Genomic DNA, 24,388 nt, shown 5'->3' on the forward strand with positions numbered 1-24,388 from the left:
CGAGGTCGGACACCAGGTCGACTCCGCACGGCCCGGTCGGATCCCTCCATGATCGCGTGCCGGGCCTTCGCTGGAAAGGTGCGGCAGCCGCACCGGTTCCTCGGCGGGGCTTCGGGCCGACGGCGCTCGACGTACCGGTCGCTCCGTCAGCTCCCGGCGCCGGGGTCCAGGAGGCCCTGCAACCGGAGCAGCTCGTCGAGCAGCACCTCCAGGTCCGGTGCCTCCGGGACGTCGTGCCGTTGCTGGTACCCGATCAGGACGGCCAGGGCCAGCGATGCTCTCGTGCGGCGCAGGTCCGGGTCCGGGACGGCTTCGGTCAGCGCTGCGAAGATCGCGTCCTCGCGGGCGGCGTCGACGCGGTGCTGCACGGCGGCGACGACCGGGTCGAGGTGCGCCCAGGACCGGATCGCCGCCTCGGCGTCGTGCGGGAAGGAGAGTGCGAACCGGCGCAGGCTGTTGATCCGTTCCTGGGCCGTCGCCTGCCCGAGCGCGATCTCCCGGAGCCGCAGCGTCTCCTCCTGCTCCCAGCGGTCGAGCAGGTAGTCCACGAATCCGGGCCAGCCGGCGAACCAGTGGTGGAACGAGCCGGTGGTCACGCCGAGCTCCTTGCAGAGCGTGCTGATCCGCAGGCCCTCCCGGCCGTCGCGAGCGAGGATGCCCAGCGCGGTCCGGTAGAAGCCGTCGCGGTCGGTGACGGTCATCAGCCCTCCTTGACGTCGAACATATTGGAGCATATCTTTTCAAAAACATACGACGCCATATCTTTTGGAGGATCCGATGTTCCAGCGCTACGCGAACCGCGACCGGATCGAGCGGCTCGACCCCGTCACCGACGCGGCGCAGATCTACCGGATCAGCGCGCACCGGGAGTTCCCGTGGGACATCGCCCAGGCCCTCGGGCTCGCACTCCTGCGGACCTACGCCGTGCCGTCGGTCGGGAACCTCCTCCACCGGACCGGACAGTTCACCGAGCACACCCAGAAGCGGTACGACGACACCGTGATGCTCGTCGACGCGGTGACCGACTACGGGCTGGACGACGCCCGCGGCCGCACCGCCGTACGCCGGATCAACCAGATGCACCGCTCCTACGACATCAGCAACGGCGACCTGCTCTACGTCCTCTGCACCTTCGTGGTGGTGCCGGTCCGGTGGATCGACACCTGGGGCTGGCGTCCCACCACCCACGCCGAGCGCGAGGCGGCCGCGCGGGTCTACGCGAACCTCGGCCGGCACATGGGCATCACCGGGATCCCGGAGCACTACGCCGGGTTCGCGGAGCTCCAGGACGCCTACGAGGCCGAGCACTTCGCCTTCGACCCCGGTGCGCACGCGGTCGCGACGGCGACCCTGGACCTGATGACCACGTTCCGCCCGTTCGCGGTGCTCCCGCCCGCGGTGACGCGGCGACTCTCCTACGCCATGCTCGACGAGCCCCTGCTCCGCGCACTCGGCCTCCCGCTGCCGACCGACGCCGAGCGCCGGCTCGTCGCCGCGCTCTTCCGCGGCCGGGCGCGCGTCGAGCGGCTGATGCCGCCGCGCCGCCGGGACAAGCCGGCCCGCGACCTGAGCAGCGTCCGCACCTACCCGAAGGGCGCGCGCGGCAGCTGGCCGCTGGAGGAGCTCGGTACCTTCCCCGGGTGCCCGGTCCAGCACGACGCCCCCGCCGCCGGCTGACCCGCGAAGACACGAAGGAGACACCATGAGGCTGGGCATGATCGTCGACTACGCCGGCGGTTTCGAGGAGACCGCCGACCTGCTGGTCGACTACGAGAACGCCGGGCTGCAGCTGGCAGCGGTCGCCGAGGCCTACTCGTTCGACGCCGTCAGCCAGCTCGGCTACTTCGCGGCACGCACCCGGAGTCTCGAGCTGGCCTCGGCGATCCTGCAGGTCTACTCGCGTACGCCGGCGCTGATGGCGATGACCGCTGCCGGCCTGGACTTCGTCTCCGGCGGCCGGTTCACCCTGGGGATCGGGGCGTCGGGCCCGCAGGTGGTCGAGGGCTTCCACGGCCTCCCGTACGACGCACCCCTCGGCCGCACCCGGGAGACGATCGAGATCTGCCGGCAGGTCTGGCGACGGGAACCCCTGGCCTACCAGGGGAAGCACTACACGGTGCCGCTCCCGGCCGACCAGGGGACGGGGCTCGGCAAGCCGCTCAAGCTGATCAACCACCCGGTGCGGTCCCGGATCCCGATCTCGGTGGCCGCGCTCGGCCCGGCGAACGTGGCGCTCGTCGCCGAGCTGGCCGAGTCGTGGCAGCCGCTGTTCTTCCACCCCGGCCACTACCGGCGGGCCTGGGGCGAGGCGCTCGACAAGGGCACGGCGCTCCGCGATCCCGCGCTGGGGCCGCTGGACATCATGCTGCAGGTGCCGTTCGCCGTCGGCGACCCGGACCCGCGCGTGATCGGCAAGGTCCGCGACCAGCTGGCGCTCTACATCGGCGGCATGGGCGCCGCGGACAAGAACTTCTACAACCAGCTCGCCCAGCGCTACGGCTACGTGGACGAGGCCGCCGAGATCCAGCACCTCTACCTCTCCGGGCGGAAGGCCGAGGCCGCGATCGCCGTACCCGAGGACCTCGTCCGCGCCGTCTCGCTGCTCGGCACCGAGGCCGAGATCGCCGAGCAGGTCCGGGAGTTCGAGGCGGCCGGCGTCAGCACACTCCTGCTGAACCCGCTCGCCCCCACGGCCGAGCGTCGCGTGGCGGACGTCGCGACGCTCGCGGGACTCGTCTGACACCACGGCCTCGGATCTGCGCGGAGGTTCAGCCCACCTCGCGCAGGACCCCGGCGTGCTCCGCGAGCCTTGTCGCCAGATGTGTCACCGCGACGTCCGCATCCCCGAAGGTGCCTGCCTGCAGGTGGAAGCAGTGCCAGCGCCGCGACCAGGCCCGGTGCTCCAGGATCCCCGTGCTCGCCTGCCCGGAGAAGGCTCGCTCGAGGGCTTCGGAGTCGGCCGCGATCGGATCGTCGGTCGCGGAGTGGAGGACGATGGGGGGAAGACCCGCGAGGTCGCCGAGCACCGGGGAGATCAGGGGGTTCGCCGGGTCGGCGTCGCCGGCGTACGCCCAGACCCAGCCGGTGAGCATCTCCGGGGTGATCAACGGGTCCCGGCGCGCCTTTCGCGTGCGGTGCGCATCGGCCAGCAGATCGATCCAGGGGCAGATCAGGCCCAGTGCGCTCGGGGGCGCGATACCGAGCTCACGGAGCCGCATGGCCAGCGCGAGGGTCAGGCCCCCGCCGGCCGAATCGCCCGCCACCACGATCGGGTGGTTGTCGGCGACCGCGAGCAGCTCCTGGTAGACGCCGACCATCTCGTCGAGCGCGATCGGGAACGCCGCCTCCGGCGAGCGGGAGTACTCCGGTACGACCGCCGTCATGCCGGCCGCGACCGCGAGGTGACCGACGAAGCCCCGGTAGCCCCGGGCGCTGCCGAGGGCGTAACCGCCTCCGTGGAGGTAGAGCAGGGTGCCGCGAGCGCGGTCCGGCGGGGTGACCACGTGCACCGCAACCCCGGCGACGTCGTCCTCCCGGTAGGCGACGCGCGCGGGCGCCTTCCCTGCGGATGCGAGGGCGTCGACCGCCTTCCGCTTGGTCGCGACCGAGAGGCGCGGCGACGCGAACACCGGACGGGAGAGGCGGAGGCTCAGTCTGATGAGCGGCGCGGGCAGGTGCATGAGATCTCCTTGAAACTAAGTGTTTACTTACACTAGGAGCCGAAGCGAGCTCACACAAGACCCGTACGGAAGGAACAGCGACGGAGAACGTGCCGACCGGAGCGGTCAGGGACGTGCGGCCAGCCCGAAGATCAAGGTGTCGGTCAACTCGTCGACGAAGGTCACCGTGTCCAGGCTGCGCTCCCCCAACCGGTTGGCGGTGACCTCGAACCACACCGCCCCGAAGAGCAGGCGCACGACATTGTCCGGGTCGAACGCCCGGTGGTCCCACCATCCCAGGTTCTTCCGGATGACGTCGGCCACCTGGTCGAGGACCGGGGCGACGGTGGACTGGAACGACTGAGCCCCCGGCGCCTCACCGCTGAAGATCATCACGCCGAGAAGCGGGGCAATGTCGCTCATCACCGTGACCAGGTCGCCGATGAACATGCGGGTGCGCTCGTGCATCTCCTCGAGCGAGGATTCGGCATCGGCCGGCGGGTCACCGGCCGCCTCCGCCAGGTGCGCGACCGCAGCGCGCAACGGATCGACGATGGCTGTCTCGAACAGCGCTTCCTTGGAGTCGAAGTGCCGGTAGAGCAACGCTTCGTTGATCCCCGCCTCGGCCGCGATGTCGCGAGTTCGAGACCCGCCGAGTCCGTGGGCGATGAAGACCCGCCGAGCCGCGTCGACGATCTGCTCGCGCCGCTCCTCGGCGCTGAGACGCGTACGCGTGGGAGTCGGCCCGGTGCGGGGGGTCATCTCGTTCCTTCCGGCCGATCGCGACGACGGCGACGTCGCGGTAAGCATACGCTGACCGGCAGGGAGCGCCGCGGACTGACGACACTCCCCACCAGGTCCCCCGGTCAGCCCGGGGGCAGCTGCAGCAGGTCCGTGACGTCGACCGACTTCACGTCGGTGAGCGCGCCGTCAGCCCTCGCGATACCGACCATGCCTTCGGGCGAGCAGATGTTCGGGGCGATGGCGACCGGCTTCGAACCGCACTGGAACGTGGAACCTGCGCCGAGCGGCATCGGCTGTGGCGACGGCATCGCGCCCAGGTACGCCGCCACGGTCCTGCGGTCGATCGTGCCGGTCATGCCGCTGAGCGCCCGAGCGAACCCGAGGACCACCTGGTAGCCGGTCGGCGCCGTCCCCGTCTTGATCTTCGCGTCGGTGTACTTGTCGATCACCGCGTCGAAGACCTTCGTCTCCTCCTGACCGGGATCGGTCGACGTCTCGGTCGAGACCAGGAGACCGTCGTACCCGCCGGGGATCTGGGAGGCGAGCGCGCTGTCGCCGATGCACTGGCCGACGACCATGATCGGCTTGTCGACGTTGAGGGTCCTGAGCGCCTTGAGGGCTCCGGTGCAGAAGGCCGGGTCACCGACGATGCTGAACATGTCAGGGTCGCCCTTCAGGGCGGCCTGGATCTGGGGCGTCTGGTCAGCGGTTCCCAGCGGCACGGCGACGACGTCGGACTTGACCCCCGCATTGCCGTAGGCGAGCGCACCTGCCTGCTTCAACGGTTCGACGGCCGACGGGACGTCGAAGGTGACGATCGAGACCTTCTTGAACCCCTGCTCCTGGGCGTAGGCCGCCGGAGCCCCGACCAGGAAGGCCAGCGTGTTGGGCAGAACGTAGGAGTTCGGCTGGGTGACGGTGTCGGGATTGAAGTTGACGAAGGGCATCTTGGACTTGCTCGTGACGTCGACGATCGCGGTGGCGTTCGGCTCCGGGCCACTGAGGACCGCGACGGCGTCGGACTGGACGAACTTGTTGGCGCAGTCGCGGGCAAGACTCGGCTGGGCCTTCGTCTGGCACACGTCGACGATCTCCAGCGGCCGACCGTTCACCCCGCCGAGATAGTCGTTGACGTAGTCGGCGGCAGCCCGCGCCGCCTCCATCTCGCCGGTGTTGTCGATCTGCGGGCTCTTCCCGAGCGAGCTGATCCCGATCTTGATCGGCGCGCCGGTCGCCTTGTTCTCCTTGCCCAGCACGGATGCGTCGCTACCGGCCTTGCTGTCGGCGGAACCGTCATCGGAGCCACAACCTGTGAGGGCCGCGGCAGCGAGGACCGCGGCAGCGAGCGCTACGGCCGTACGGCCGGGCGATGTCGTGTGCATCTTCTTGTTCTCCTCATACTTGGGTGATCGTTGCAGGATGTTTCTCGCGCTGGTGCCACGAGTTCTTCAGGCCCCGAGATAGGCCGCCTCGAGTCGAGCCGGATGAAGTGCGAGTTCCTCGGCGGGGCCACGCAAGGCGATCCGGCCGCGGACGAGGACGACGGCGAGGTCGCTCACGGCGAGCGCCAGGCTGACGTGCTGCTCGACGAGGACGACGGTGGTTCCGGTCTCGTCGGCGATCCTCCGGACAGCGGCCAGCAGTTCCTCGGCCACGATCGGCGCCAGCCCCATGCTCAGCTCGTCGACGATCAGCACGCGCGGGCACTGGACCAGTGCTCGCGCGACCGCGAGCATCTGCTGCTCCCCGCCCGAGAGGTCGCCGGCGCGCACACGCCGACGCGCTGCGAGCGACGGGAAGATCTCGGCCAGCTCGTCGAACGAGGCGCCGGCCCGCCTCCGGGCGACGGAGAGGTTCTGCTCGACGTCCAGGTTGGTGAACAGCGCCCGGTCGTCCGGAACCAGGACGAGGCCGCGGCGAGCGGCCCTGGTCGGGTTGCCCCCGGGAAGCTCCCGGTCGTCGACCGTGACTGATCCCGACAACCGAGGGAGCAGGCCCGCCAGGGTGAGCATGAGGGTCGTCTTGCCGGCCCCGTTCGGCCCGAGCACGGCGAGCACCTGACCGGACGGGACGACGAGGTCGACGTCACGGACCACGGCAGCCCCGCCGTGCCCTGCAGAAAGTCCTGCGCACGTGAGACTCATGACACCGCCACCTCCGCGTGGGCCGACCCGAGATAGGCGGCCGCCACCGCTGGGTCCCGCCGAACGTGATCCGGTGGCCCGGAGGCGAGCTGTTCGCCGAAGTCGAGGACTTCGATGTGGTCGCAGAGGTTGAGGACGAGGTGCATGTCGTGCTCGACGAGCACGATCGCGATCCCCGCGTCGCTGACCTTGCGGAGCTTGTCGCCGAGCCACTGGCTCTCCCGGGAGTCGAGCCCACCTGCGGGCTCGTCGAGGAGCAGCACGTCCGGACGGCAGGCCAGCGCCCGGGCGATCGACACGAGCTGGCGCTGCCCCTGGGAGAGCTCGCCGGCGGCGACCTCGGCGACCTCGGTCAGGCCGAGGAGGTCGAGGACCTCGACGACCGCGCGGTGCGAGTCGGTGCGAGTCGAACGGTGCGCGGTGCTCCCGACCACGACGTTCTCGCGGACGCTCAGGTCTTCGTAGAGCTCGACGGCCTGGAACGTCCTGGTCATCCCGGCCCGGCTCCGCCGGTAAGGCGGCAGGTCGTCGATCTCCTCCGCACCCAGGTACACGCTTCCGGCCGCTGGCGCGAAGCCGCTGATGGCGTCGATCAAGGTGGTCTTGCCGGCTCCGTTGGGTCCGATCAGGCCGACGATCGAGCCTCGGGCGACGTCGAACCCGACATCGCGCACCGCCACGACCCCGCCGTACCGGACCGTGACACCGCGGACGGACAGCGCAGGCAGGCCCGCGAGATCCCGGACTCGCGGCGCCGACCACGCCACGGATCCGTCCGTGCGTGACCCAGCCGCGGATCCGACCGGTCCCCGTGCTTCGCCGGCCTTGCTGGCCCTGCGTCGCGAGGAGAGCATCGCGTGCACGGGGCCGGTGATGCCTTCCGGGTTCAGGAGCACGGTGAGCACCAGCGCGAACCCCACCGCCACCGGGTACCACTCGGCGTCCCCGGCGAGCTCCGAGAGGGCGACGAACACGATCCCGCCCGAGCAGAGCAGGCCGGCCACGATGCCACCGGAGACCGAAGTGATTCCCGCGAGGTAGACGATCGCCAGGACGGAGAGGCCGGCCAGTGTCGAGAAGGGCTCGAAGGAGACGTTGGTCTGCTGGTACGCGAACAGGCTGCCACCGATGCCGGCGACAAAGGCGCCGATCGCGAACGCGGTGATCTTCGTGCGCACGACGTTGATCCCGACCGCGGAAGCCGAGCGCTCGTTCGCCCGGACCGCGAGCATCCGCGCGCCCAGCGGACTCCTGCGCAGCAGCGCGACTCCGAGCGCGACCAGCACCAGAACCGCGAGGCAGAGGAAACCGAACCGCAGCCGCGGGTAGCCGTCACCGCCGCCGATACCGAGGTCCCAGCCGAACAGCGACGGTGCCGGGATGTCGACCCCGGCCGCGCCGACGATGCTGCTGTTGCGGAACCAGATCGCCTCGATGGCGTGCGCAAGGGCGAGCGTGACCACGGCGACCGAGAGTCCCCGGATCCGCAACGCCGGCAGGCCGACGACGACTCCGAGCGCGGCGGCGACCAGCGCGGCGACCAGCGGGGCGACAGGGAACGGCAGTCCGAGGTCGGCGCTGAACGGCCCGAGGAGGAACCCCGCCGCACCGGCGATCGTGAGCTGCGCCAGCGACACCTGGCCGGCGAATCCCATCACCACGGTGAGCGACAGCGCGATGACCGCGAAGACCAGGCTGGTGATCAGCCCGCTTCGCCACACGCCGCTGGTCACCATCAGTGCGAGCGCCCCGAGGCCGGCACCGAGGACCGTGCTCGGGAGGAGCCTGTGGGGGCGCGGCGCGCGACCGAGGCTCGAGACGGTCACCGCACCCCGCGACGGCAGCGGCCGGGCCCGGACGACCAGCACCAGCAGGATGAGTGCCAACGGGACCAGCTCGACCAGCCCGGTCGAGGGCAGCCAGTCGACCGAGCTCTGGAGGTAGGTGGCCTCCGACTGGAGCATCCCGATCGCGAGTCCGGCGAGCGTCGCCCCCACGACGGAGGAGAACCGGCCGAGGACCGCGGCCGCCAGGGCCGGCACGATGAAGAGCGTGTACGCCGTCGGCGCCAGCGGGACGATCGGTGCGATCAGGATTCCGGCGAGTCCCGCGGCGCCGGTGCCGATCATCCAGTTCTTGATCGCGATCCGGTCCGGCGAGAGACCGCTCACGTAGGCGCCCTTCTCGGTCTCGGCCGACGCTCGCGTCAGCAGGCCGAAGCGGGTGAACCGGTACAAGGCAGCCAGGCACAGGGCCATGCCCACCACGGTGACCGCGAAGTACACGCGGTCCTGCGGCACGCGAACCTGTCCGACGGTCCACGCGTCCACCGGGAAGATCGGCGCCACGCTCAACGGCGCGGTACCGACCCGCAGCACGGCCAGCTCCGTGAACATCACCATCAAGCCGATCGACGCGACGGCGTTCGCCAGCGGCGGAGCGGAACGCAGCGGCCGGAAGACGGCGACGTAGAGCAGGGCTCCGAGGAGCGCAGTGACCGCGACCGTCAGCAGGATCGCCGGGAGCAGCCCCGGGTCGCCGCCGAGCGGGATCGTCGTCGGGAGGCCGGGGACCATGACCAGGAACTCGCCCTGCCTGAGGAAGGCATAGGTGTAGGCCGCGTAGAGCGCGATGGCACCGGTGGCGAAGTTGAACACCCCCGAGCTCCGGTACACGACGACCACGGCCAGCGCCAGGGCAGCGAAGACCGCGCCGCTGCCGAGGCCCAGGATCACGAACTGCAGGTGGTCGGACACGACGGCGCCTCTCCTCGGAAGGTCGAGACGCGTCCACGGGGAGATCCGGATCACATCTCGAAAGTAAGTAAACGCATACTATGGATCGGATCAGAGGTCGTCAACAGGTTGCGTGCATCTCATCCACGACTCACTTCACGCGGGGATCGAGTGAGACCTTTGACACTTCGGGTGATGTAAGTAACTATTTACTTTGCAGCATTCCTCACCTGCTCCGCCGCGGGATCCACGCGGAGAAGCACCCCAGACGCGAAAGGAACCACGCGATGACCAGCACCATGGACACCGATGCGATCCGCCGGAAGTACGCCGAGGAGCGCGCCAAGCGGATGCGCAGCGACGGCGTGGACCAGTACGTCCGGATGCCCCGGGAGACCGGTCCCGACGGCGACCCGCACCTGCCGGTCTTGGAGCGCGAGCCGAAGACCGACCACGTGGACTTCACCTTCATCGGCGGCGGCTTCTCCGGCCTCGTGACCGGGGCTCGGGTCAAGGAAGCCGGACTGGCGAAGGTCCGCATCCTCGACAAGGCCGGCGACTTCGGCGGCGTCTGGTACTGGAACCGCTATCCGGGAGCGATGTGCGACACCGCGTCGATGGTCTACATGCCGCTCCTGGAGGAGACGGGCCACGTTCCGACCGAGAAGTACGCGCACGGGCCGGAGATCTACGAGCACGCCCAGCGCATCGGCAAGCACTACGACCTCTACGAGGATGCTCTCTTCCACACCGCGGTGACCCACGTCGAGTGGCTCGAGGAGCGTTCGGTCTGGCTGGTCGAGACGAACCGGGGCGACGCCTTCACCACCCAGTACCTCGGCATGGGGACCGGTCCCCTGCACGTCGCCAAGCTGCCCGGCATCCCCGGGATCGAGACCTTCCGCGGGACCTCCTTCCACACGAGCCGCTGGGACTACCGCTACACCGGTGGCGACCCGGACGGATCGCCCATGGTGAACCTCCGCGACAAGCGCGTCGCGATCATCGGCACCGGCGCCACCGCCGTGCAGGCCGTTCCCGAGCTGGCGAAGGACTGCGGCGAGCTCCTCGTCTTCCAGCGCACTCCCTCGGCCGTGGACGTCCGGGACAACCAGCCGATCGATCCCGACTGGTTCGCGCGGATCGCCACCCCCGGCTGGCAGCAGCGGTGGCTGGACAGCTTCATCGCCCTGTGGGACAGCGTTCTGAGCGACCCGTCCGAGCTCGACCTGGACCAGGAGGATCTGGTGCAGGACGGCTGGACCGACCTCGGCCGGCGCATGGGTCGGGCGATCAAGAGCGTGCCCCTCGACCAGCTCTCCCCGGAGTCGGTGATGCTGGCGATCGAGGCTGCCGACAACATCAAGATGAACCAGATCCGCTCCCGTGTGGACGAGATCGTCGAAGACCCGGCGACCGCGGCGAAGCTCAAGGCTTGGTACAACCAGATGTGCAAGCGCCCCTGCTTCCACGACGACTACCTGCCGGCGTTCAACCGGCCGAACGTCCGCCTGATCGACACCGACGGCCGCGGGGTCGAGCGCATCACCGAGACCGGCGTCGTGGTCGACGGAGAGCTCTACGAGGTCGACCTGATCATCTACGCCTCCGGCTTCGAGTTCTACGGCACCGACGCCACCGACCGGATGGGGTACGACGTCTTCGGCCGCGAGGGCCTGAGCCTCAGCGCTTTCTGGGAGGACGGCATGAAGACGCTCTGGGGACAGCAGGTCCGCGGGTTCCCCAACCTGTTCATCCAGCAGCTCTTCCAGGGCGCCTTCCTCGGCTCGAACATCCCGCACAACCTGGTCGACACCGCGAAGACGATCGCGCTCACGGTCAAGCACATGCAGGAGAACGACCTGGCCCGCGTCGAGCCGACGCAGGAGGCCCAGGACGCCTGGGTGGACCTGCTCCTCACCCAGGGGCGCACGCTCGGCAACCCCGAGTGCACGCCGGGGTACTACAACAACGAGGGCGCGGAGCTCGACCTCAAGGCCCGGCACAACGTCGGCTACCCGAAGGGTTCGGCCGCGTTCTTCACGATGATGGACGCCTGGCGCGCGTCCGGCACCTTCGAGGGCCTGGCCTTCAGCTGATCCGCCGGCGCCGCGCCTCGACCGCTTCCGGTCGAGGCGCATGACCGCCGTCGGCACCGCCGAGCTCATCTCCGCCGTCGCGAACGCCGGCGCACTGGGCTTCCTGACGGCGCTGACCCAGCCCACTCCAGAGGCCCTCGAGTCGGAGATCCGGCGCTGCCGCGACCTCACCGACCAACCTTTCGGGGTCAACCTCACCATCCTGCCCACCCTCACCCCCGTTCCCTACGACGAGTACCGCGACGCGATCATCGCGGGCGGGATCCAGGTCGTGGAAACGGCGGGAAGCAATCCAGCGGAACATGTCGCGGCCTTCAAGGAGGCGGGCATCAAGGTGATCCACAAGGCAGTCAGCGTCCGGCACGCGGTCAAGGCCGAGGCGCTCGGTGTCGACGCCGTCAGCATCGACGGCTTCGAGTGCGCCGGTCACCCCGGCAGCGACGACGTTCCCGGGCTCGTCCTGATTCCGGTGGCCGCCAAGCGCGTGACCATCCCGCTCATCGCCAGTGGTGGATTCGCCACCGGCGGCGGGCTCGTGGCGGCACTGGCGCTGGGCGCCACCGCCGTGAACATGGGGACCCGGTTCGTCGCCAGCGCCGAAGCGCCGGTGCACCCTCGGGTCAAGGACCAGATCGTCGCGAACAGTGAGCTGTCGACGATCCTCGTCCTCCGGGAGTTCAACAACACCGCCCGGGTGGCGCGCAACGCGGTCTCCGAGGAGATCGCCGCACGGTCGGCCGCCCCCGGAGCGACGTTCGCCGACGTCGCCGACCTGGTGTCGGGCTCGCGGGGGCGGAGTCGGGTGCTCCGGGACGGGGAGATCGAGGACGGCATGTGGTGGGCCGGCCAGTCGCAGGGACTGATCGACTCGGTGGCGACGTGCCGGGAGATCGTCGACTCGATCGTGGCCGATGCCGAGGAACTCATCGGTGTCGAACTCCCCGCCGCGCTGACGGGAGGGGCGGCATGAGCATGGAAGCCGACCTGGCGACGCTCACGCGCACCATGGACGACGGCGTCCTGACGGTGACGCTGAATCGCCCGGAGAACCTGAACGCGTTCACCGTGCAGATGGCGGACGAGCTCGAGGAGACCTTCGTCGCGGCGAATCACGCCGACGAGGTGCGGGCGGTCATCGTGACCGGCGCGGGCCGCGCGTTCTGCGCCGGCATGGACCTCGCGTCGTCGGGAAACGCCTTCGGGCTCGACGAGTCGCTGCGGCCAGGTCTCGAGGACATGACCGACCTCGCCGACCCGCGGCTCAGAAACGTCCGTGACACCGGCGGGCGCGTCACCCTCGCCATCCACGCCTGCCGCAAGCCCGTCATCGCGGCCATCAACGGCCCCGCCGTGGGGATCGGAGCGACGATGACCCTGGCGATGGACGCTCGGTTCATCTCGACCCGCGGCCGGATCGGGTTCGTGTTCGGCAGGCTGGGCATCACCCCCGAGGCGGCGTCCTCGTGGTTCCTCCCCCGGATCGTCGGCCTGCCCGCCGCACTCGACCTCGTCTACTCGGCCGAGATCCTGGACCCGGCGTCGGCCCGCGACCTCGGCCTGGTGCGTTCCGTGCACGCGCCGGAGGACCTCCTCGCGGCTGCCCGCGCGCTCGTCGACCGGTGGACGCGGGATCGCAGCGCCGTCGCGACCGCGCTGACCCGCCAGATGATGTACCGCAACGGCGCGCTCGCATCACCGGTCGACGCCCACCGGATCGATTCGCTGTCGATGTTCTACACGAGCATCCACGACGGCGCCGAGGGCGTGGCGGCGTTCCGCGAGCGACGGGATCCGCGGTTCGTCGCCACCGCCGGGCGCGACATGCCCGACTTCTTCCACGACTGGGTCCGGGAGCACGAACCGCACGAACCTAAGAGCTCGCCCCTCCCCTGACCCACCGACCGACCCCTTCTCGACCCAGGAGACCTGATGCCCAACCTTGCGGAGAACCTGCGCACCTCCTCGACCTCGCACCCGGAGCGGCCGGCGGTCCGGCTCGACGACCTCACCCTCAGCTACAGCCGGCTCGACACCCTGACCGCCCAGGCCGCGGCGTACCTCGCCAACCTCGGCGTCGGTGCCGGCGACCGGGTCGGCCTGATGGTTCCGAACGTCGTGTCCTTCCCGGTCCTCTACTACGGGATCCTGCGCCTCGGCGCCGTCGTCGTCCCCATGAACCCGCTCCTGAAGGGGCGCGAGGTCCAGCACTACGTGACCGATTCGGGGATGAAGGTCCTCTTGGCCGACCTCGCTGCTGACACCCGTGAGGCGGTCGGCGTGACGATCGAGCCGGTCTCGGACCACACCCTCCTCCCGGGACTTGCCGCAGTCCCTCCTCGCACCACGATCGCCGCGGCGGCCGATGACGACACCGCCGTGATCCTGTACACGAGCGGGACCACGGGAACCCCGAAGGGGGCTGAGCTGACGCACCGGAACCTGGACCTGAACTGCCGGGCAGCGAATGCGCTGGCCGGGGTCGACAGCTCCGACGTACTCATGGGCTGCCTCCCGCTGTTCCACTCGTTCGGCCAGTCGGCGGGGATGAACGCGGCCGTCGTCGCAGGCGCGTTGCTCACCCTGGTCCCGCGCTTCGACGCCGCCACCGCCTTGTCGGTCATCGCCCGGGACAGGGTGACCCGGTTCCAGGGGGTACCGACGATGTACACGGCGCTGCTCGCTCAGGGGCCGGGCGGGCACGACCTCAGCAGCCTTCGCCTGTGCGTCTCCGGGGGCGCATCGCTGCCCGGGGAGGTGCTGCGATCCTTCGCGGAGGAGTTCGGCGCCGAGATCCTCGAAGGCTACGGCCTCTCGGAGACCTCTCCGATGGCGACGTTCAACCGGCCGGGAGCCGCCAAGGTCGGATCGATCGGCACCCCGATCCCGGGCGTCGAGATCATGCTCGCGAACGACGACGGATCACCGACAGCGGTCGGCGAGGTCGGCGAGATCCTCATCCGCGGGCACAACGTCATGAAGGGCTACTGGGGACGGCCCGAGGCGAGCGCCGAAGCCGTGCGCGACGGATGGTTCCGCAGCGGCGACCTGGCGCGCGTCGACGAGGACGGGTTCTACTTCATCGTGGACCGCAAGAAGGAGCTGATCATCCGCGGAGGCTTCAACGTGTACCCGCGCGAGGTCGAGGAAGTCCTGTACGAGCACCCGGACGTCCTCGAAGCCGCCGTCCTCGGGACTCCCCACTCGACCCACGGCGAGGAGGTCGTCGCTGCGGTTGCCCTCCGGCCCGGCGCGACCACGAGCCCCGCCGACATCAGGGAGTTCGTCAGAGCCAGGGTCGCTCCGTACAAGTACCCCCGCGCCGTCTGGATCCTCGACGCCCTCCCGAAAGGGGCCACCGGGAAGATCCTGAAACGAGCGATCGACCTCCCCCCGGCAGCTCAGCCCGAGGGCGTGGGCCCGGACGTACCGGCCGATCTCCGGGTCACCTGAGGAAGCACGAAACCACCACGCGAACGTGTCCGGGAAACCGGGTCAGGCTCCCGCCGCGTCCATCATCAGTTGGAGGGCGGACCGGCACGTCGTCGCCCCAAAATTCTGCGTATCCCAAAGAGCGCGATTGTGATGACGAATATGGCGCCGGTAGCGATCAAGAACTGCAATGCGATAGGCAGTTCGTCGATCAACGGCCGAAGGAAGAACGCGCAGAAGACCGTTGCGCTACTGACGATCACTGGAGTCGAAACGTTGGATGCCACTTTCTGTCCCTTAATGTAGCGACGCGACGACGGGCGCGACACACCCAACTCCGCCGGCCAATGCGATTCCTCCTGCGGTCCCGCCGGTACCCGCGGTCACGATAGCCGCTCCCAGTCCGTACACAGCGCACTGCCGGATTTACAGTCCGAGCAGCAAATGGAGTCACGGCCCGGCGAAGGAACTCGATTAACGCAGAGAAATTCGCCCCCTGACCTGCGGAAAGTCGAGGCTGCTCTTGCGGCCGTGGTGGCTCCCAGCCGTACTGGCCCGCGCACGAGACGGCACTCGGGCACAAATAGGGCACGCTGACTCGCGTCGGCGTCCGACTCGACCGCGTAACAGGCACCTGGCAGACCCTTGCCAGTTAGATCCGGCCATTGACATGCCTCGGCTCGCCGCAAGGAGCCCCACGCATGAGCTGGGGGGCCAGGGTGGGTCGGAATCCGCAGGTGACAGTTGCATCGTGAGTTCGCGACGCTCTGAAGCTCGAGGTGATCACGGATGCTGAATGGCTCGGGCTTCGTAGAGCCTCCATCAGGCGGGACGATTCCAGTTGGCCATCAGTCAGTCGATCGCTCGCGACGGAGGTGCGCGCGACGAACGAAGCCGGCGTGGACTGCCTCGCAGCGACGTGCCGAGGGAGAGAACGCGGCGAGCCCGCTCCCGCCGTGGAAGAGGTCCGCTGCGTGGTACGTGTGCACCTCGATGCCCGCAGCGGCCACTCGTGCGGCGTAGGCGAGACCCTGGTCGCGGAGCAAGTCGAACTGCGCGGTGATCACGTACGTCGGGGGCAGGTGGTCCACCCGCTGTCGCGCCGGAGAGCAGGCGGTCAGCACGTCGGCGCCCGAGTCGGCGCCGAGGAAGAAGTCCCGCATCTCGGCGGAATCCCGGCTGGAGGGCGTGCACCGCGGGTCGTGGTCGGCGTCGTAGATCACGGGATCGGCAAAGTCGACCAGTGGCACGTTGAGCACCTGAGCAAGCAATCCCGCGGACGCATCGTGTTCGGCGTAGTGCAGGGCCGTCATCGCCGCGGCGTGACCGCCGGCGCTCTCACCACCCACGGAGACACGCACGGGATCGATCCCCAGGAACGGAGCATTGAGCCGGACCCAACGCACTGACGTGATGCAGTCATCAATCGGGGTCGGGTAGCGGTGCTCGGGTGCGAGCCGATAACCGACCGACAGGATCGGAACACCCGAGGAGGCCGCGAGCCATCGACAGCGGTTGTCGTCCTGTTCGACGCTGCCGAGCCAGTAGGCGCCGCCGTGAAAGTACACATGGCACCCGTCGCTGATCGGTGCCGCCGGCCGGTACAGCCGTGCCACAACCTCACCCCCGGCGACCGAGATGCTGTGATCCTCGGTGGTGACTTCCGCTGGGGGAACGAGTTCAATCAAGGGCGCCGCGGCTCGCCACATCTCTTCCGACTGCACCCGCATCTCGGCGGCCGAAAGCCCAGCATCGAGAGGCGAAGCACCTTGCATGGCCTCGAGCACCCAGCGCAGCTCTTCGGCAACCTCGCCCGGCCGCCGTGCTGTCGACTCCCTGGGGTCAGCGTCAGTACGGTTCAGAATCTGTGCCAACGGAGGCTCCATCTCTCCACTCGCTTTCGTCGAGTCCGAGGCCGGGCCGTTCAAGGTGCAGACTTCCAGCTCAACCCGGCTCCATGCGCCTCCGCGCAGACAAGATCGAGCAGGTCGCTCAACCCCGCCCGGCTGTGGGCGGTCCCCCGAGCACGCAGGGTCACTCGGGTGCCGATGGGCTCATTGACCGCGCCGAGCGAGAGACCGGACCCACCGCCGCTCACCGGATAGAACTCCAGGCTCTCGACGCCGGGAGCCTGAACGCGGCCGAGATGGGAGACGAGCAGAGTCGACCCAAGCCGGGGAGCGGCGATGCGACCAGCGGCACGCAGCGCTGTGACCAGAAGTCCGGACCTGGCGGTGATCTCGCCGCCGCCCGGTTGCAACGGGGCGTCGGCCAGTGCACGCCGGACATCGTCCGCGCTGAGTTGCTCGACGTTGCGCAGGCGAAGGTACCCGCTGAAGTCGCCCAGCGGAAGTGGTGCGCTACGAGTAGCGACGCCCACCGAGACTGTGACCCTGCGGCTGTGCTCGCCGTGCATCCCGTTCCAAGCGACCACGGCACGCGCACCAGCAGCTATCAGGTCGGCGGTGTGCAGATCTGCGGAGATCAGCCGGCTCACCGTCACGTCGTGCTCGGACTCGTCCTGTTGTTCACGGGACGCCGACACGTGCGCTTGCGGTCGCACCAGCACGTCGGCCAGCCGCGAACAAGCGGTCGCAGCCAGCGGCGCGGACGCGCTCTCGGGACGACCACGGACACTGGTGGATACCGATACGTCGAGAAGCCGGCCGAGCGCACCGAGGAGCCTCAGCCCGTCGACCTCGCTGTGTGCGGCGCGAAGCGCGATTCCGTCATCGTCGCGGGTCACCTCCAGTGATGCCGAGAGCGACGATCCCGCAGTCGCCGCCTCTGTCGTGACAGCGACATCGATGCCCAACAGCGTCGCCCTCCTCCGGAGGACTTCCACAGAAGGCGCTTTCGCCATCCGTGCGACCAGAAGCACGTCCCAAGGGATTCGCGGATCGCCCAACCCGTGCCGATCTCCGGTCCTGCTGCTCATGGCTTGGTCGCCACCAGCACCATGCTGATACCCCGGCTGGATCGGACCGGGAGGAACGACTCGAGCCACAGGACCAGGCGCAGTGCGGCGTTGATCGCGGGATGCACCGGGGCCATTTCGCTCGCACATCCCTGCCGGTGCCGACGCCGCATCCGGGCGATCGGGCGGAGCAGCACGTTCCAGCCGAAAGCCGCCTCGACCTGGAACCCCGCCCGCTCCACGAGCTCGATCAGCTCTGGGCGCTCGTAGCGACGGTGGTGACCCAGCGCCAGGTCGTGACCGCTCCACAGATCCATGCCGGCGGGCACGGTGACCAGCAAGCGGCCACCGCGACGGAGCACCCGACGCGCCTCACGAGCGACCTGGTCGTCCTCGACGACGTGCTCCCAGGCATCGGTGGACAACACCAGGTCGAAGGAATCGTCGGGAAACGGCAGCTCACGTGCGTCGCCGGGGAGGACGTCGAGACCGCGTCGCCGCGCGGCCTCCAGCGACGCGGGCGAGAGGTCGAGCGCGACGACATCCCAGCCGAGGTCACGGACGGCCGCGCTGTTGCCACCCGATCCGCAGCCCACGTCCAGCGCGCGGCCGGGCGGCAGTCCTTTCAGCTGGGAGCGCACCAGCGATCGCCGGGCGGCGTACCACCAGTGCCGGTCCTCCAGCGCCGCGGAGCGACGGATCTCGTCCTCATCCACGGCGGCCGTAGCGGAGCTCGATACTGGTCGCCAGGACCAGGTCGTCCACGCTGGTGCCGACATAGAGGTCGAACGCGCCCGGCTCGTACCACCAGCCGCCGTCGACCCATGCGGCCAGGCTCCGGGCGGGCACCTCGATCTCCAAGGTGACGGCTTCACCGGCCCCCGCCCGGGCGACGCCCCAGCCGGCCAACCAGCGCACCGGCCGATGGACCTGGCTGGTCTCGCGGGCGGCATAGACCTGGACGACCTCCTTGCCGGCACGGTTCCCGGTGTTGGTCGCTGTCACGTGCACGGTGATCGAGTCACCGGCAGTGACACCGGCCGGAACGGTCAGGTTCGACAGGTTCCATTCCGTGTACCCGAGACCGTGCCCGAAGCAGTAGGCCGGAGTGGCACCGCGACGCAGCCAGGCCCGGTGACCGATCTCGATGCCTTCGTCGTAGTGCACCTTGCCGTCGACGGGCCGGTCCGGTCCGATCGGCACCGACTGCTCGTCGCCGGGCCAGGTCGTCGGCAGCCGTCCGCCGGGCTCGCGGTCACCGGCCAGCACCTCAGCCAGGGCGACACCTGTCTGCTGCCCGCCGAACCAGGTCAGCAGAAGCGCGGACACCTCATCGTGCCAGGGCATCAGCACCGGGCTGCCGCTGTTCACGACCACGACGGTGCGCGGGTTCGCCGCCCGGACGGCCTCGACCAGAGCGTCCTGACCACCCGGCATCGCCAGAGTGGTCCGGTCGAAGCCTTCGCTCTCGGTACGTGAGCTGGTTCCGACAACCACGACGGCTACTTCGGCCGCAGCCGCGGCGGCCGCGGCATCAGCGAGCATCTCCTCATCGGTCCCCGATCGTGGGGCCATCCCCAGCATGATCGAGTGCACCATCGGCAACGGCGCCGTTGTCAGGTCGCAGACCGCGGTGACCTCGATCGGCGTACCAGCGACGGTCTCGACCGACACTGCAGAGACCTTGGGCGAGAAGATGTCCGCGAGGTCGAGGCCTTCGAGGACGTTCGCCTCGGCCTCGGCCCGGTTCTCCATGACCTCGTTGAGGTCGAGGACGGGGCTGCTCGAGTCCCGGTCGATCACCCGAGCACCGTCGAGCTCGACGGTGATGCTGCCGGGGACCGCGACGCCGATGTCGCAGCGCTCCGTGGTCTCGGGGGTGTACCGGGTGCGTAGGGTCAGCAAGGTCGCGGTCTCGGGCAGGTTGCCCATCCAGGTCAGGTCCGCGCTGAGACGGACTTCTTCGAGAACCACGCGCCCGTCGGCTTCGGTGAAGATCAACCGCACGCCGGGGGCACCCGAGATCGGGTCGTGCAGCAGATCCGGGTTGAACGGGAAGATCTCGGTCGGCGCAGGCACGCCCATCGTGAAGGTGACGTCGGATTCCGGGAACCGTTGTCGAATGCCCTCGAGCGGGGACACGACTCGCTCCGGGACAACGCCGGCGCTACCGCCGCCCTGAGTGCGCGCGCAGATCGCGTTCGGGCCGATCACGGCAATCGACGCCGGAGCTCCGGAGGTCCACGGCAGCTCGCCGTTGTTGCGCAGCAGCACCATGCTGTCCGACCCGATCTCGGCGAGCAGGCCGAGCGGGTCAGGGGCCTCTCCTGCGGTGCGCGGGGCCGGCTTCACGCCGTCGAGGGCACCGACCCGGGCAGCGAGGCGCAGGACCCGGAGCACCTTCTCGTCGATCGCGGACTCCGCGACGCTGCCGGCGCGCACGGCTTCGACCAGGGCGTCGCCCCACGGGCTGAACATCTCGGGCATCACCACGTCCTGCGCCGATCGCGCCGACGCCTCGGTGGTCTTGACCGCGATCCAGTCCGAGAGCACGACGCCGTCGAAGCCCCATTCGGACTTCAGTGGTGTCTCGAGGAGGTCGTTCTCACTCATGGTGGTGCCGTTCACGCCGTTGTAGGCCGACATCACCACCCAGGCTCGGGCCTCGGTGACGGCATCCTCGAACGCAGCCAGGTAGAGCTCGCGGAGGGCACGCTCGTCGACCTCGGAGCTGGCGGTGTTCCGCTCGATCTCGTAGTCGTTGGCCACGTAGTGCTTCGGGCAGGCGGCGACGCCGTGCGCCTGGACGCCGGCCACGTACGCCGCGGCGAGCCGCCCGGTGAGCATCGGGTCCTCGGCCATGGCCTCGAAATGGCGGCCGCCGTACGGCGACCGGTGCAGGTTGATGGTCGGACCGAGGACGACGTCGGCCTCCTTGCGGAGCGCCTCGCGGCCGAGCAGGTCGCCGTATCGTCGGGCGATGTCGGGGTCCCAGGTCGCGCCGAGCGCGCTGCCCGAAGGCAGGTTCAGCGACGGGTTCCGCTCGTCGCCGACCTCTCCGCGGACGCCAGCGGGCCCGTCGGAGAAGAGGATCGATCGCAGACCGATCGTCTCGTCGCCCGGCAATGACCAGAAGTCTGCGCCGGACAGGAGCCTCACCTTGGCAGCCAGGTCGAGCTTGCTGAGACGCTCGCGCAGCACCTCTTCGACGTCCTCGGTCGAGGCGGACACGCCTGCAGCGAGTGGGGACACGGACGACATGGGTCTCCTCAGGGTTGAAGGAAGACAAACCTACCAACCGAGTACTCGGTAAGCCAGTACCGAGAGGCGAAATATCCCTTCGCCAGAAGGGCGCGGACCCGCGGGCCAGGAACAGGCAGCCACTCAGCCGGTCAAGAATTCAGCGCTTGTCAGCGCTTTCCGCGTCGCGGCTTCAGCTCACGCCGCAGCATCTGCGCGAACAAACCGAACGAGCCTGCGAGGTCGACCGACGGGTCCACCAACCACTGATTCTCGAGGCCCTCCGATGCCGCGATCAGCATGGTCGCGACGGCGTGTGGATCGATGTCGTCGCGCACGTTGCCGGCGTCGATCTCCTTCTGCACCGCGATGGCGCAGATCTCGCGGAAATAGCCCATCCGAAGCACCACCCAGTTGTGAGCGGGGTGGTCGGGCCCGGTCGCCTCGGCGGCGGTGAGGTGCGCCAGTTGCACCATGTTCCGGTTCTCGGTGTTGTGCTGAACGATCCGCTCGAAGAAGTCGAGCAGCTCGTCCAGGGTCAAGTCGGCGATGTCCTCGACGCGCATGTCGGCGGCTTCGAGGTCGCGGGCGTCCCGCTCGAGCAGTACGGCCATGAAGAGGGCGGACTTGTTCGGGAAGTGATGGAGCAGGCCGGGTTGGGAGATGCCGACTTCTGCGGCGATCTTCGCCAGCGATGCGCCGCGGTAGCCGTTCGCGGCGAAGTGCTCGAAGGCGATCTCGATGATGCGTGCCCGCGATAGCTTGCCTGAGCGCTCGGCTGTCTCCGTACTGGCCATGCCCGGAGCCTAGGTGATCACGCGGGCGACGGTACGGAAGCCGGCGTTACCCATCGAGGAGTCGGGCGTATTCGCCGAGCGGGCCGCGTTTCGGTAGCGGTTGCAGTAGGAGTCGTGGCACAGGTACGAGCCACCGCGGAGGACCTTGGCGGTTCCCGCCTGCGGGCCACACGGGTCCGTGCGGGGAGATCGGCTGTAGTAGCCGGGATCGAACCAGTCGGCACACCACTCCCAGACATTGCCCACGGTCTGCCACAGGCCGTAGCCGTTCGGCTGGAAGCTGCGCACCGGCGCGGTGGTGAGCCAGCCGTCCTCGCACGTATTCGCCTCCGGGAACGAGCCCTGCCAGATGTTGCACGGCCACTCCCCCTCCTCGTCGCGTGCAGGCAGGTCGTCGCCCCAGGGGTAGCGGGCGCCCTCGACGCCTCCACGGGAGGCGATCTCCCACTCCGCTTCGGTCGGCAGGCTGCGACCAGCCCACGCGCAGTAGGCCCGGGCGTCGTTCCAGGTCACGTGGACCACGGGGTGATCGTCGAGCCCTTCGACCGAGCTGTGCCGTCCGCCCGGGTGCTGCCAGTCGGCACCACGGACGCCGAGCCACCACGGCGTCCGGTCAGCACTGCTGATCACGTCACCAGACTCGGCGGCCACCGCCAGGTGGAAGACCGCCGAGAAGCCGTACGCCTCGGCCTCGGTGACGTAGCCGGTGGCGTCGGTGAACGCCGCCCAGTCCGCGTTGGTCACCGCGGTCGTGTCGATCTCGAACGCGCCGACCTCGACCGCGTGCACCGGGGTCTCGCCGTCACCGGGCTTACCGTCGCCGTGAGCGTCTCCGACGACGTAGACCCCGCTCGGTACGGCGGCCTGACGGACCCCGTGCACCCCTGGCCGCCGCACCGGTCCCGCTGCCGCTGCGAAAGGAGCGATGGGAGGGAGTTCCTTCCGCACGACCGAGCGGTCCGGGCTACAACAGCTCTTCCCCATATTTGCCTCCCGGTCTATCGCGGCAGCGCGACCTGATCTAACCTACCGAGCAATAAGTCAGTCCGCAACCGACTCGGAGGCCCCGTGAAGATCATCTACGTCGACGTCGACACCTTGCGACCGGATCACACGGGGCCGTACGGCTATCAGCGTCCGACCACGCCGAACCTGGACGCAATGGCTGCCGGCTCGGTCCGCTTCGACCACTACTACTGCTCGGACTCGCCGTGCCTGCCCTCGCGGACAGCGCTGATGAGCGGCCAGTTCGGCATCACCAACGGCGTTGTCGGTCACGGCGGACCCGCAGCCCAGTACCGCATGGACACCGGGCACGCGATGCAGTTCGACCGGCCACTCCTGGGCCAGTGGCTCGCCTTCCACGGCTACTACACCGCCGCAGTCTCCAGCTTCGCCGAGCGACATCGCGCGCACTTCTTCCACGGAAACTTTCGAGAGAGCATCCGCTCGACACCCGAGATCGGGGACGAGCCGGCCGACGCTGTCACCGACGTGGCGATCGACTGGATCGAGCGCAACCGTCACCGCGACGACTGGTACCTGCACCTCACCTACTGGGATCCGCACACCGACTATCTCCAGGACGTCAGCTGGACCCAGGCTGCAGCAGCCTCGGGCCCTGCTCCGGATTGGCCGGACCAGGAGGCCATCGACGCACACCAGGACATCTACGGTCCCCGTTCCGCACGCGACCTGCACTACTCGATGGCGGCGCGCAAGAGCCCGGTCCCGCACAACATGCCCGACCAGATCGCAACCCGTGCGGACTTCGAGCACCTGATCAACGGATACGACGGCGCGATCATGTACTGGGACAGCCAGTTCGGTCGACTACGCGCCGCCTTGGCCGAGATGGGCCTGACCGACGAGGTCGCCATCGTCGTCAGCGCCGACCACGGCGAGTCGTTCGGCGAACAGGGCTCGTACGCCGAGCACGGACTCGCGAACGAGCCCACCCACCACGTACCGATGGTGGTGTTCTGGCCAGGAGTCACCGACCACGCAGAGCAGCGCAGCCACGACGCCCTGCTCTACAACATCGACTACGCGCCGACGATCTGCGACCTCCTCGGACTTCCCATCCCGGAGAAGTGGCAGGGCACGTCATTCGCAGACGCAGTACGCGGACGAGGGATCGAGTCGCGGGACCACCTGGTCTGGGGACATGGCGCGCATACCTTTCAGCGAGCCGTGCGTACCCGCACCCATCTCTACATCCGCACCTACCACCCCGGTTCGTTCAAGGCCGAGTGGGAGTCGTTGTTCGACTTGAGCGTTGACCCCCACCTGACCACGAACCTGATCGAGTCCGAGCCCGAGACCGCTGATCGGATGCGCGCGCGACTCTTCGAGTGGTGGAACTTCCACGCCGGCACGCCAGGGGCGCTGCCCGACCCGATGCAGATCTCGCTGCAGCACGGGCCGACGTTGTACTCCGATCCGGAGGACTACATGGCACACCTGCGCGCCACCGGGCGGGCCGACCAGGCGGACGACCTGTACGCCCGGCTGCACCCGGGCAACGGGGCGGTCGTGGCGTCCTGGAACGCCGAGGGCCCGCCCCTCCGTCCGGAGGAGCGAGCCCTGTTCAAGGCGTTCGCTGGCGGGAACTGAAGCCGTTC

General features: G+C 69.1%; 19 protein-coding genes. 7 read left to right on the plus strand and 12 right to left on the minus strand.

The features are described from left to right. Window positions 1–146: 146 nt before the first annotated feature. Complete coding sequence (locus AB4Y76_RS07860; protein WP_441923880.1) at window positions 147–701, minus strand: TetR/AcrR family transcriptional regulator; 555 nt, start codon at window positions 699–701, stop codon at window positions 147–149. 76 nt (window positions 702–777) lie between these two features. Between AB4Y76_RS07860 and AB4Y76_RS07865 the strand changes: the two genes are divergently transcribed. Then, entirely contained in the window at window positions 778–1,677 is a 900-nt protein-coding gene (locus AB4Y76_RS07865) for an oxygenase MpaB family protein (protein WP_441923882.1), read from the plus strand. A gap of 25 nt (window positions 1,678–1,702) precedes the next feature. Then, the gene (locus tag AB4Y76_RS07870) at window positions 1,703–2,740 is read left to right on the plus strand and encodes an LLM class F420-dependent oxidoreductase (protein ID WP_441923884.1); all 1,038 of its coding nucleotides are present in this window, start codon (window positions 1,703–1,705) and stop codon (window positions 2,738–2,740) included. A gap of 28 nt (window positions 2,741–2,768) precedes the next feature. On the opposite strand, the gene AB4Y76_RS07875 is transcribed toward AB4Y76_RS07870, so the two are convergent. The 5 genes from AB4Y76_RS07875 to AB4Y76_RS07895 form a co-directional block, all read right to left on the minus strand. Then, complete coding sequence (locus AB4Y76_RS07875; RefSeq protein ID WP_441923886.1) at window positions 2,769–3,680, minus strand: alpha/beta hydrolase fold domain-containing protein; 912 nt, start codon at window positions 3,678–3,680, stop codon at window positions 2,769–2,771. A gap of 105 nt (window positions 3,681–3,785) precedes the next feature. Next, a complete protein-coding gene (locus AB4Y76_RS07880; protein ID WP_441923888.1) occupies window positions 3,786–4,421 on the minus strand; it encodes a TetR/AcrR family transcriptional regulator in 636 nt (211 codons plus the stop codon). A 104-nt stretch (window positions 4,422–4,525) separates the two neighbouring features. After that, window positions 4,526–5,659, minus strand: a complete 1,134-nt coding sequence (locus tag AB4Y76_RS07885) for an ABC transporter substrate-binding protein (RefSeq protein ID WP_441923890.1) — start codon at window positions 5,657–5,659, stop codon at window positions 4,526–4,528. 192 nt (window positions 5,660–5,851) lie between these two features. After that, the gene (locus tag AB4Y76_RS07890) at window positions 5,852–6,499 is read right to left on the minus strand and encodes an ABC transporter ATP-binding protein (RefSeq protein WP_441923892.1); all 648 of its coding nucleotides are present in this window, start codon (window positions 6,497–6,499) and stop codon (window positions 5,852–5,854) included. A 44-nt stretch (window positions 6,500–6,543) separates the two neighbouring features. Continuing rightward, on the minus strand, window positions 6,544–9,303 hold the full coding sequence (locus AB4Y76_RS07895; RefSeq protein WP_441923894.1) for an ABC transporter permease subunit: 2,760 nt from the start codon (window positions 9,301–9,303) through the stop codon (window positions 6,544–6,546). A gap of 266 nt (window positions 9,304–9,569) precedes the next feature. On the opposite strand from AB4Y76_RS07895, the gene AB4Y76_RS07900 reads away from it, so the two are divergent. From AB4Y76_RS07900 to AB4Y76_RS07915, 4 genes are read left to right on the plus strand one after another with little or no spacing between them, the layout of a single operon-like run. Beyond that, on the plus strand, window positions 9,570–11,381 hold the full coding sequence (locus AB4Y76_RS07900) for a flavin-containing monooxygenase (protein WP_441923896.1): 1,812 nt from the start codon (window positions 9,570–9,572) through the stop codon (window positions 11,379–11,381). Between the two features lie 40 nt (window positions 11,382–11,421). Then, window positions 11,422–12,351, plus strand: a complete 930-nt coding sequence (locus AB4Y76_RS07905; protein ID WP_441923898.1) for an NAD(P)H-dependent flavin oxidoreductase — start codon at window positions 11,422–11,424, stop codon at window positions 12,349–12,351. Further along, a complete protein-coding gene (locus AB4Y76_RS07910; protein ID WP_441923900.1) occupies window positions 12,348–13,274 on the plus strand; it encodes a crotonase/enoyl-CoA hydratase family protein in 927 nt (308 codons plus the stop codon). The genes AB4Y76_RS07905 and AB4Y76_RS07910 overlap by 4 nt, the downstream gene beginning before the upstream one ends. Before the next feature lie 36 nt (window positions 13,275–13,310). Next, window positions 13,311–14,831 carry a long-chain-fatty-acid--CoA ligase gene (locus AB4Y76_RS07915; protein WP_441923902.1) on the plus strand — a complete coding sequence of 507 codons (1,521 nt, stop codon included), beginning with the start codon at window positions 13,311–13,313 and terminating at the stop codon, window positions 14,829–14,831. 827 nt (window positions 14,832–15,658) lie between these two features. Here AB4Y76_RS07915 and AB4Y76_RS07920 read toward each other — a convergent pair. The 6 genes from AB4Y76_RS07920 to AB4Y76_RS07945 form a co-directional block, all read right to left on the minus strand. After that, window positions 15,659–16,684, minus strand: a complete 1,026-nt coding sequence (locus tag AB4Y76_RS07920) for an alpha/beta hydrolase (RefSeq protein ID WP_441923904.1) — start codon at window positions 16,682–16,684, stop codon at window positions 15,659–15,661. Window positions 16,685–16,734: 50 nt separating this feature from the next. After that, window positions 16,735–17,625 (minus strand): hypothetical protein, encoded by an 891-nt coding sequence (locus AB4Y76_RS07925; RefSeq protein WP_441923906.1) that lies wholly within the window; start codon window positions 17,623–17,625, stop codon window positions 16,735–16,737. 119 nt (window positions 17,626–17,744) lie between these two features. Then, entirely contained in the window at window positions 17,745–18,443 is a 699-nt protein-coding gene (locus tag AB4Y76_RS07930; protein ID WP_441923908.1) for a class I SAM-dependent methyltransferase, read from the minus strand. Further along, entirely contained in the window at window positions 18,436–20,958 is a 2,523-nt protein-coding gene (locus tag AB4Y76_RS07935; RefSeq protein WP_441923910.1) for a beta-glucosidase, read from the minus strand. The genes AB4Y76_RS07930 and AB4Y76_RS07935 overlap by 8 nt, the downstream gene beginning before the upstream one ends. 179 nt (window positions 20,959–21,137) lie before the next feature. Continuing rightward, entirely contained in the window at window positions 21,138–21,764 is a 627-nt protein-coding gene (locus AB4Y76_RS07940) for a TetR/AcrR family transcriptional regulator (protein ID WP_441923912.1), read from the minus strand. A gap of 9 nt (window positions 21,765–21,773) precedes the next feature. Next, window positions 21,774–22,646, minus strand: coding sequence for a formylglycine-generating enzyme family protein (locus AB4Y76_RS07945; RefSeq protein WP_441923914.1), 873 nt, complete (start codon window positions 22,644–22,646; stop codon window positions 21,774–21,776). A 186-nt stretch (window positions 22,647–22,832) separates the two neighbouring features. Here AB4Y76_RS07945 and AB4Y76_RS07950 point away from each other — a divergent pair, with 186 nt between their 5' ends. Next, a complete protein-coding gene (locus tag AB4Y76_RS07950; RefSeq protein WP_441923916.1) occupies window positions 22,833–24,380 on the plus strand; it encodes a sulfatase family protein in 1,548 nt (515 codons plus the stop codon). Window positions 24,381–24,388 lie beyond the last annotated feature (8 nt).

It is taken from the genome of Marmoricola sp. RAF53 (assembly GCF_052114005.1).
GTDB lineage: Bacteria > Actinomycetota > Actinomycetes > Propionibacteriales > Nocardioidaceae > Marmoricola.